Genomic DNA, 9,264 nt, shown 5'->3' on the forward strand with positions numbered 1-9,264 from the left:
GTCCCGCCGCGCCTACCGCAGCGAGGGTGAGCGCGGCCGCCGCCGGTGATCGGCTGCCTTGGCTCACCCCGCTTCGAATCCCGGCGCCTACCCCCTTGATTCCCCCGACCACACCGTTGACGGCCGCGCCGCCGACCGCACCCGCGGCGGCGGTGGTGGCGTCTGCGGTGCGGGTGACTGCCTGCACGGCACCTGAAACGATGTTCACGATCGGACTCCTCACGTTCACCGAACAGCAAGTACCCCGTCACCCGCCGTTCTACACGCGTAATCCGATCTGCCCGGAGTTTCACCCGGGCAGTCGCGGAAGGCTATGCGCCAACAGCTTTCCCGGGCCTAGCCGGCATCCCCGGCCACGGTGGCAGCAAACGTCACACGCACCTCATCGGCCACCTTCATCGCGCCCATCAGCATCGAGTACTGCTTGATACCGAAGTCGCTGTGCCGTACCTGAGCCTCGCCACTGACCCGCCACGGACCGTCCGCCTCGACCCGGACCTCGACGGTCTGGGTGGCCCGGTGACCGGCGATCTCGAGGTCCCCGGTGATCCGATACGCGTCGTCGCCACCTGTGATTCCGGTCGACCGGAACACCGCCTGGGGAAACCGCTTCGCACGCAACGTCTTCAACGCATTGGTGCGAATCAGCACCTTCTCGGCGCCCGACAACGGCGTCATCCCACCCTCGCCCCGCAGGACCTCCAGGGAATCGAGGTCAACCGTCACCTCCACCGCCGAGGGCCGGTCATCCGCCCAGGAGATCGTCGCCCGCCACGACCGCATCGCGATGGTCAACCGATGCCCCATCCGGGACGCGCTGCCGGTGACACCGGTGTGCAGCAGCAACTCCCCCGCGTCCGGGCCGATGGTCCACTGCGTCACGCGGTGATCACCAGACCCGCGACCCAGGCGACGGTCGCCAGCAGCGCACCGGTCAGCTCGACGCCCACCGACAGCGCAACTCCCTTGAGCGCGTGGACAGTTGACGCCCAGGCCCGCCGATGGTCGCGGCGGGCCGCCAGCTCGGCCAGGTAGACACCGGCGACGAATCCGATCACCAGCCCGATCACCGGGATGACGAAGAAGCCGATCAGCCCGAGCACCCCACCGGCCACCAGGCTCCACACGCCGACCTCGGCGGCCCGCATGCGCCGCACCGGCCAGACGTACTTGATCACCTCGGCGGTCACCACGAAAACCGCCGCCACCGCGAGTGTCACCCATGAGGCGGTGGTGCTCTCGACGATCGCCCAGACCGCGATCGCCGCCAGCACCAACAACCCGCCGCCGGGCAGGACCGGCAGCACGATGCCGATCAGTCCGATGGCGATCACCAATGCGACGAGAACGATCCCGAGCGTGCTCACGGTTTCTGCCCGCGCACCCACTGGACGACACCCATGGTCGTCTTGGTCCGCACTCCTACCAGGCCCAGGTTCTCGAAGATGTCGCCCACCTCGTCCTCACCGAAGATCCGTGCGCCGCCTCGGGACAGCAGCCGCACCCCGGGCGCGCTTCCGACGGTGGGGATCATGACGGCGATCCGGCGCTGCGGGCGCAGCACGCGCACCATCTCCGACAGGGCGGCGACCGGGTCGGGGATCAGCTGCAAGACCGCGAGTGAGACGACCGCGTCGAACGTCTCGTCCCGGAACGGCAGCCGCTGCGCGTCGGCACGGACGAACCCGACCTGCCGGGACGCCTCGGCCTTGACCGCCCGTTCCAGCATCGGTTCGGAGATGTCGATGCCCAAGGCCAGACCGTCCAGGCCGGCCGCGCGGGCCAGCGCCGACGTGATGTTGCCGGGTCCACTGCCGACATCCAGAGCGACGCCACCGGCCGGGATCTCGAGCCAATCGATCGGTGGCCGCGACGCGGCGAGCACACGGCGGTTCAACAGCTGGGCGTGGTCGTACAGCATCGAGCCGACCGGCGACGCCCACGCCTTCTGGATGAAGCCCGAGTTCTTCGGCGCGCCACTGCCCTCGTCCAGCAGGTCCAGATAGCCCCGGCTCACGTCCGGGTCGGCGGGTGGATCGGCGAGCAGATCCACTGCCTTGCGCAGCGCCTGGTTCGATGCGGTGTCCACCCCTCTACGCTACGCACCGAGTTGGTCGGCGAGGTCGACAAAATCCGTCGCGGTGATGTCGAAGTGATCGCCGGACACGTCGTGCGGGGCGCGGTCCGGGCCGTACTCCAAGGGTCTCGCCACGTACGCCGTTCCGAGCCCGGCCTCGCGGGCCGCTCTCAGATCGGAGGGATGGGCCGCCACCAGCGTCAGCTCGGCGGGTGGGATGTCCAGCAATTTCGCACAGCCCAGATACGCCTCCGGGTCCGGCTTGTAATGGCGGAACAGTTCCGCGGAGATCACGCAGTCCCACGGCAGCCCCGCGTGCTTGGCCATGTTGGTCAGCAGGGAGAGGTTGCCGTTGGACAGCGTGGTGACGACGAACCGCTGCTTGAGCCGGGTCAGCCCGGCCACCGAATCCGGCCACGGATCCAGCCGGTGCCAGGCCCGGTTCAGGTGGTCGATCTCGGACGCGGCGGCCCGGATGCCCGCGGTGTCGAGCAGCTCGACCAGGATCGCGCGATGAAGATCGTCGATGCGGGTCCATGGCAGCTCGCCGCGGCGCACCCGGTCCATCGCCGGGGCGTAACCGGCCCGCCAGCGGTCGGCGAAGGCCGGCCAATCCTGTTGCAGCCCGCGGCTTTCGCCGAAGGACTCCAGCTCGGCGATGACGCTGGACCGCCAGTCGACGACGGTCCCGAACACGTCGAAGGCCAGGGCTTGCATTGCTAGGGCTCCAGGACGAGCTTGCCCCGCACCGCACCGGTGGCCAGGGCATCGAGCGCGGCCGCACCGTCGGACAACGGGAACCGCACCGGTGGTGGCGGACGCAAACCGGCGTCGACCAGCTTGGCCAGCTCGGCCCCGACCTGTGCCTGGGCGGCCGGGTGCCTGCGGACGAACTCGCCCCACCCGACCCCGACCACGCTGACGTTGCGCAGCAGCAGCCGGTTCACCTTGACGGTCGGGATCCCGCTGCCCGCGGCGAATCCGATCACCAGCAGCCGGCCTTCGGGCGCGAGCACGCGGATGGCGTCGTCGAAGGCCTCACCACCGATCGGGTCGACGATCAGGTCGACCCCTTGGCCGTCGGTCGCGTCCATCACGGCCTGCCGCCAGCCGTCGGTCAGCGGCAGCACCACGTCGGCGCCCAGTCCCGAGACGAACTCCTCGGCGCCGGACCGGTGCACCATCGCGATCACCTTGGCGCCCATGGCCTTGGCGAGCTGGATCGACGCGGTGCCGATGCCGCCGGCCGAGCCGAGCACCAGCACGGTCTCCCCCGCCACCAGGCCGCCGCGGCGCGCCAGGGCGAACTGCATCGTGTAGTAATTGCCCAGCAGCGAGGCCGCCTGGCCGTCGTCGAGACCGTCGGCGGTCGCGATCACGTTGGCGGGAAGGGCGGCCACCTGCTCGGCGTACCCGCCCAGCATGGTCATCGCCGAAACCCGCTGCCCCGGCGTGAATCCGGAGCCCTCCGGCGCCGAGCGCACGGTGCCGGCCACCTCCATGCCGGGCGTGAACGGCGGTTCCAGCCGCAACTGGTATTCGCCGCGCAACAGCAGCAGATCGGGGAAGCAGACGCCGGCGGCGCCGACGTCGATGATCACCATGTCGTTCGACACAGGCTCATCCACGTCGACGTACGCCAGCCCGGACGTACCGGTAAGTGCCTGCGCTACAAGCGCTTTCACCTGTTCTAGCCCAGCTTGAAGCTGGCCTGCTGAGCGGCGGACAGATCGGTGATCTCGCCCCACTTGGCGGCGATGTCGTCGACCGAGGGCACCTCGGAGAACGTGATGCCCTCGTTCTGGAACAGCGCGGTGCGCTGCACCTTGCCGCCGCCGACGATGAACACCGAATCGGTGTCGGGGAGCTCCTCGGTCATCAGGTAGGCCACCACCGGGGCCACGTATTCCGGGGTGAGCTTCTCGAACACCTCGGGCGGCAGGATGTCCTGCGTCATGCGGGTGGCGGCGATCGGGGCCACCGCGTTGGTCTTGATGTTGTACTTGGCGCCTTCCTGGGCCAGCGTGTTGATCAGACCGACCAGGCCGAGCTTGGCCGCGCCGTAGTTGGCCTGGCCGAAGTTGCCGAACAGGCCGCTGGTCGAGGTGGCCACCACGACGCGGCCGAAGCTCTGCTCGCGGAAGTGCGGCCAGGCGGCGCGGATGACGTTGTAGCCGCCGTAGAGGTGCACCTTGAGCACGGCGTCCCAGTTCTCGTACGTCATCTTGTGGAAGGTGCCGTCGCGCAGGATGCCCGCGTTGGAGACGACGCCGTCGACCTTGCCGAACTCATCGAGCGCGGTCTTGATGATGTTCTCGGCGCCCTCGGGCTCGGCCACGCTGTCGTAGTTGGCGACGGCCCGTCCGCCGGCCGCCTTGATCTCGCTGACCACCTCGTCGGCCATGTTGTGGCCGGCGCCGGTGCCGTCGCGGGCACCGCCGAGGTCGTTGACGACGACGCTGGCGCCCTCACGGGCGAGCGTCAGGGCGTATTCACGGCCCAGACCTCCACCGGCTCCGGTGACGACGACGACGCGGTCCTGCACTCCTGGCATGGGTTCCTCCTCGATAACGGGCCGGAAATACGGCTCAACTCCCCTCTTGTATACGGCGGCTCCCTCATGGTCGGCGCACCGGGTCGGCGAGTGACCACTGTCACGACCACAGGCGGCTTAAATTGGAATCATTCCAGTATTGCTTTAGTTGAATCAGTCAAGAAAGCGATACTGAAGAGGGATAGAAGAATGAAGAAGTTGGGTTTGACCGCCGTCATCGCCAGTGCCCTGGCCACCGCCGTCGTGGGACTGGCCGCACCGGCCTCCGCCGGGATCGACCATCACATGTGGGTGCACCAGCAGCACCAGAAGGCGCAGGTGCCCCAGGTCGACAACACCGTGAGGCACACCAGCATCCGGCCGAACGGCTGAGCGCCGCGGCCGGCGAACGGCACAGAAAAGGGGAGCCCCGCGTCGGGGCTCCCCTCTTTCATGTCCGGGGTACGGCTCAGGCCTTCTCGGCGGTGACGAACGTGGAGAACGCCCGATTGTCGTCGTGCTCGATCTCGACGTAGCGGCCCAGCCGCCGCATCTCGTCCAACGAATGCTGCCCGTGCGCCCGCCACCCGTGGGCGTCCAGCCACTCGGCGACGTCGGCCCGATCGGGGTCCTCGTAGATCAGGTCCTGAATGTTGAGGGCCTGCTCCATGTTGAACTGCGCGGCGAAACGTTCGAATCTCTCCCGCATCTCCTCACGGCGCTCGGCGGCCGTCACCCCAGCGGTCTCCGCGGCGACCCGGCTGCCGGGCGCGGACAGCTCGGTCACCAACTCGAACAGCCGGTCCTGGGCGTCGGCGGGCAGATACATCAGCAAGCCCTCGGCCAGCCACGCGGTCGGCTGAGTTTCGTCGAAACCCGCCTCCCGCAACGCCTTCGGCCAGTCCTGACGCAGGTCGACGGCCACCTCGCGGCGCTGCGCGCATGGCTGTGCGCCGTGCGCGGCCAGGGTCTCGGCCTTATACTCCAGCACCTTGGGCTGGTCGATCTCGAACACGGTGGTGCCGGCCGGCCAATCCAGCCGGTAAGCCCGGGAATCCAGGCCCGAGGCCAGGATGACGATCTGCCGGATGCCCGCCTCGGCGGCATCGGCGAAGTACGCGTCGAAGAAGTGCGTGCGCACCGCCTGGTAGCTGCCCATGTGTTCGAAGATCCTGGCGGCATCGGCGTCCACCGCCTCGATCTTGTTGACCACGTCGTGGTCCAGCAGCGTTTCCCACACCCCGGTCCCGGCGCCCGCGACCAGGATCGCCGCATAGGGGTCACGGATCAGCGGGTTCTCCCGCTGCGTCTCACCGGCGCGGGCGGCGGCCACCATCACCGCCGTCGAGCCGACGCTGGTGGCGATGTCCCAGGTGTCGTCGTGGCTGCGCAGCGAGCTCATCGGGGTTCTCCGTCCAATCGGGCGCGCAGGAGCACGCTGTCCATGCCGAGTTCGGCCAGGTCCTCGGGGGCCGCCGGCCGGCCCAGCCGCTCCATCTCGTCGGTCGCGGCCACCGCGTCGACCTCCCAGCCGTGGGCCGTGAGCCATTCGGTGGCGTCAGCCCGGGTCTCGTCGGCGTACACCAGTGAGTCGACGTCGACGTCCAGGCCCAGCGACGTCCGCATCTGTTCGCCCCTGGCCCGGCGCGCGGCGCGTTTCTCCGGGGTGTAGCGGTCCGGGTCCATCCTGAAGTCCTCGACCGCAAGCCGGCTGCCGGGTGCGCTGTGGGCCCCGACGAGTTCGAACAGCTTGTCCTGGGCGTCGGCGGGCAGGTACGGCAGCAGGCCCTCGGCCAGCCATGCGGTGGGCTGCTGCGGATCGAATCCCGCGTCGATCAGGGCCGCGGGCCAGTCGTCGCGCAGGTCGACCGGTACCGCGACGTGCTGTGCCCGCGGCACGGCGCCGTGCGCCTGCAACGTCGCGGTCTTGTACTGCAGCACCTTGGGCTGGTCGATCTCGAACACCGTGGTGCCGGCCGGCCAGTCCAGCCGGAACGCCCGCGAGTCCAGGCCGGCGGCGAGGATCACGACCTGGCGGATGCCGTCGTGGGTGACCTCGGTGAAGTAGTCGTCGAAATAGTGGGTGCGCACGGCCTGGTAGTTGCGGGCCATGACGTGGATGCGGTGCGCTTCCGGGTCGTCGCCGATCCACAACGGTTCGCTGCCTGCCAGCTGGGCCCACGCCGGACCGGCCGCCGCCACCAGCAGGAAGGCGAACTCGTCGCGAATCAGGGCATCGGGCTGTGCGGTCTCGGCAGCACGGGAGGCGGCCACCCCCAGCGCGGTCGCCCCGACGCTCTCGGTGATGTCCCAACTGTCGCCCTCGGCCCGACCGGGCCGTACCTCGCTCAGATCAGTCATTTGCCAGGCAATGCTACCGAAGAACTTAGCCAGGCTATATGGCTTTGTGGGCGACCTCACGGTGCCGATGCGTCAATCGCGCAATTGCCAGAGCTTGTTCGCCATCAACAGTTCGAACTTGTCCACGATGGCCGCCACGTCGTCGCGTCGACCCACGTAACCGGCATAAAAGCCCATGCCCCACATGACCGCGACCAGCATCTCGACGATCGCCGGGATATCCGTGTCGGTGGTCAGCTCACCGCGCGCGACCGCGTCGTCGACCGCCCAGCGGACGAACTCCCGGGAGCTGTGCAACGCGTCATGTTCCTCCGACACCAACTCCGGGTGCCGCTGCGCCTCCAACACCGAGGTGACCAGGAATGCGGCTGCCGAACGATCGGTCGACTCCGCATCCATCACCGCCGCGAAGAACGCCGAGATTCGGCTCAGCAGAGTGCTGGATTCCTTGGCCTTGGCAATGCCTGCGGCGATCACCTTCGTATTGGTCTGCTCCACCACATCGCGGTACAAAACCCGTTTGCTACTGAAGTAATGGTTGATCGCCGGACGGGTGAGATCGGCGCGGATCGCGATTGCCTGAAATGTAGCTGCGTCGTAGCCAAGTTCGCTGAAAACCTCGCGGGCAGCACGCACGATGCGCTCGCGGGTCTCCGCCGCCTTTGCTGCGGGAGGCCGTCCGGGTCCTCGGCTCGCGATGTGGGCCACGTTCGAATTGTGCCACACGTCACCTGGCAGATCAGATGCCCTTCTTTGCGCCGGCACGGCACCCCGGCTGACCAGCAAAGCCCCGCCTAGCTCGGGAATCGGCGACGAACTAGCGTGGTCCGGATGGCGGGGGTTGTGTCACGCGAGTCGTACTTCGAAACCGGTCTGGATGTGTTGTCCGATCTGGGGTACGGCGGACTCAAGCTCGCCGAGGTGTGCAACCGGTTGGGCGTCACGACCGGATCGTTCTACCACTACTTTCCCAACTGGGCGGCCTACACCCGGGAACTCATCGAGCACTGGCGGCAGGCCCGCACTCTTCGCGTCGTCGAGGCCGTCCGCGCAGATCACGATCCGCACCACCGCATCGAGACCCTGATCGGCGAGGCGCTGGCGCTGCCCCACGGCGCCGAGGCCGCCATCCGGGTGTGGAGCTCGTTGGATCCCGACGTCTACACCGTGCAGACCGCAGTAGACCAACTGCGCTTCGACATCCTCTTCGAATCCGCGCGCGAGCTGATCGGCGATGAACGCAACGCCCGCTACTTCGCGGCCTGGGGGGTGTACCTGATCGTCGGCTTCGAACAGAGCACGCTGCCGCGCGACGTCGACGCCCTGCAGTGGATCAGTACCCAGATGCGCGACGCGCTGGAGGCGGGCCGGTTCAGTCCGGCCGCCGGAAGCGACCAACCGGTCTAACATCGGCGAACATGCTGACCCCGGCCGAGATCTGGCACCGGGCAGCTGACCGCCTCCGAGACAAGGATCCTGACTACGACGCGCTGCGTCGCGCCCTGCGGGCCGCGATCGTGCTGCCCATCGCCGCGGCCGCCGGCTTCGCCCTCGGTGGCGATTCGCAGACTCCACTGTTCGCCATCTTCGGCGCCGTCTCGCTGCTCATCACGGCCGATTTCCCCGGCAACCGGCCGGCCCGGGCCCTGGCCTACGGCGGCCTGGCCGTCAACGGCGCCATCCTGATCGTGCTGGGCACCGTGCTGGCGCCGACGCCGTGGCTGAGTGTGGTGGCGATGTTCGTGGTCGGCGTGGTGGTGTCGTTCTCCGGGGTGCTCAGCGAGACCGTCGCCGCCGGGCAGCGGGCCACTCTCCTGCTGTTCGTGTTGCCGCTGTGCACACCCGTCGGCCCCATCCCCGAGCGGCTGCTGGGTTGGCTCATCGCGCTGGTGATCTGTGTGCCCGCCGCGCTGTTCCTGTTCCGGCCGCGCCACCACGACGAGCTGCGCCGCTATTCCGCCCGGGTGTGCCGACTACTGGCCGACCGGCTCGAAGGCCAGGCCTCGGCCCGCGATGTCACCCGCGCGATGAACGCGCTGTACGCCAGCTTCCTGGGCGCCGACTACCGGCCCGTCGCCCTCACCGCGGGCAGCCGTGCGCTGGTGCGCGTCGTCGACGACCTCGGCTGGATCTGCGACCAGATCACCGACGACACCGGGGCACTACTGGGCGAGATGCGCGACCCCGCGGTGCGGGTGCTGCGCGACAGCGCCGCACTCCTGCGGACCCATGATCGCTCCGAACGTGCCGCGCGCGGCGCCGATCTGCTCGCGGCGCTGGCCGAGCAGCGCAC

11 protein-coding genes and 2 pseudogenes are annotated in these 9,264 nt (G+C 68.7%); 3 read left to right on the plus strand and 10 right to left on the minus strand.

Translation table 11 applies throughout. The features are described 5' to 3' along the window. The 7 genes and pseudogenes from BN4332_RS22515 to BN4332_RS22545 form a co-directional block, all read right to left on the minus strand. Positions 1-208: pseudogene (locus tag BN4332_RS22515) on the minus strand (hypothetical protein); the annotation flags it as partial. Between the two features lie 128 nt (positions 209-336). After that, a complete protein-coding gene (locus tag BN4332_RS22520; RefSeq protein ID WP_096866966.1) occupies positions 337-882 on the minus strand; it encodes a YceI family protein in 546 nt (181 codons plus the stop codon). Next, a complete protein-coding gene (locus tag BN4332_RS22525) occupies positions 879-1,367 on the minus strand; it encodes a DUF456 domain-containing protein (protein WP_066901748.1) in 489 nt (162 codons plus the stop codon). The genes BN4332_RS22520 and BN4332_RS22525 overlap by 4 nt, the downstream gene beginning before the upstream one ends. Continuing rightward, complete coding sequence (locus tag BN4332_RS22530; protein ID WP_066901740.1) at positions 1,364-2,089, minus strand: methyltransferase domain-containing protein; 726 nt, start codon at positions 2,087-2,089, stop codon at positions 1,364-1,366. The genes BN4332_RS22525 and BN4332_RS22530 overlap by 4 nt, the downstream gene beginning before the upstream one ends. Positions 2,090-2,098: 9 nt before the next feature. After that, complete coding sequence (locus BN4332_RS22535; protein ID WP_066901741.1) at positions 2,099-2,794, minus strand: haloacid dehalogenase type II; 696 nt, start codon at positions 2,792-2,794, stop codon at positions 2,099-2,101. Between the two features lie 2 nt (positions 2,795-2,796). Beyond that, positions 2,797-3,762, minus strand: a complete 966-nt coding sequence (locus BN4332_RS22540; RefSeq protein ID WP_066901742.1) for an NADPH:quinone oxidoreductase family protein — start codon at positions 3,760-3,762, stop codon at positions 2,797-2,799. A 5-nt stretch (positions 3,763-3,767) separates the two neighbouring features. Beyond that, complete coding sequence (locus tag BN4332_RS22545; protein WP_066901743.1) at positions 3,768-4,631, minus strand: SDR family oxidoreductase; 864 nt, start codon at positions 4,629-4,631, stop codon at positions 3,768-3,770. Positions 4,632-4,820: 189 nt separating this feature from the next. Between BN4332_RS22545 and BN4332_RS22550 the strand changes: the two genes are divergently transcribed. Continuing rightward, on the plus strand, positions 4,821-5,003 hold the full coding sequence (locus BN4332_RS22550) for a hypothetical protein (RefSeq protein ID WP_066901744.1): 183 nt from the start codon (positions 4,821-4,823) through the stop codon (positions 5,001-5,003). Positions 5,004-5,079: 76 nt separating this feature from the next. Here the strand turns inward: BN4332_RS22550 and BN4332_RS22555 are convergent, their stop codons facing one another. The 3 genes from BN4332_RS22555 to BN4332_RS22565 form a co-directional block, all read right to left on the minus strand. Continuing rightward, positions 5,080-6,012 (minus strand): class I SAM-dependent methyltransferase, encoded by a 933-nt coding sequence (locus BN4332_RS22555; RefSeq protein WP_066901745.1) that lies wholly within the window; start codon positions 6,010-6,012, stop codon positions 5,080-5,082. Beyond that, positions 6,009-6,971, minus strand: coding sequence for a class I SAM-dependent methyltransferase (locus BN4332_RS22560; protein ID WP_066901746.1), 963 nt, complete (start codon positions 6,969-6,971; stop codon positions 6,009-6,011). Before BN4332_RS22560 ends, BN4332_RS22555 begins: the two co-directional genes overlap by 4 nt. 72 nt (positions 6,972-7,043) lie before the next feature. After that, positions 7,044-7,679, minus strand: a complete 636-nt coding sequence (locus BN4332_RS22565) for a TetR/AcrR family transcriptional regulator (RefSeq protein WP_066901750.1) — start codon at positions 7,677-7,679, stop codon at positions 7,044-7,046. A gap of 123 nt (positions 7,680-7,802) precedes the next feature. Here BN4332_RS22565 and BN4332_RS22570 point away from each other — a divergent pair, with 123 nt between their 5' ends. Next, positions 7,803-8,378: a TetR/AcrR family transcriptional regulator gene (locus BN4332_RS22570; protein WP_066901747.1), complete on the plus strand. Its 576-nt coding sequence runs from the start codon at positions 7,803-7,805 to the stop codon at positions 8,376-8,378. Between the two features lie 11 nt (positions 8,379-8,389). After that, positions 8,390-9,264 (plus strand): annotated as a pseudogene (locus tag BN4332_RS22575) (FUSC family protein); the annotation flags it as partial.

It is taken from the genome of Mycolicibacterium houstonense, from assembly GCF_900078665.2.
GTDB lineage: Bacteria > Actinomycetota > Actinomycetes > Mycobacteriales > Mycobacteriaceae > Mycobacterium > Mycobacterium houstonense.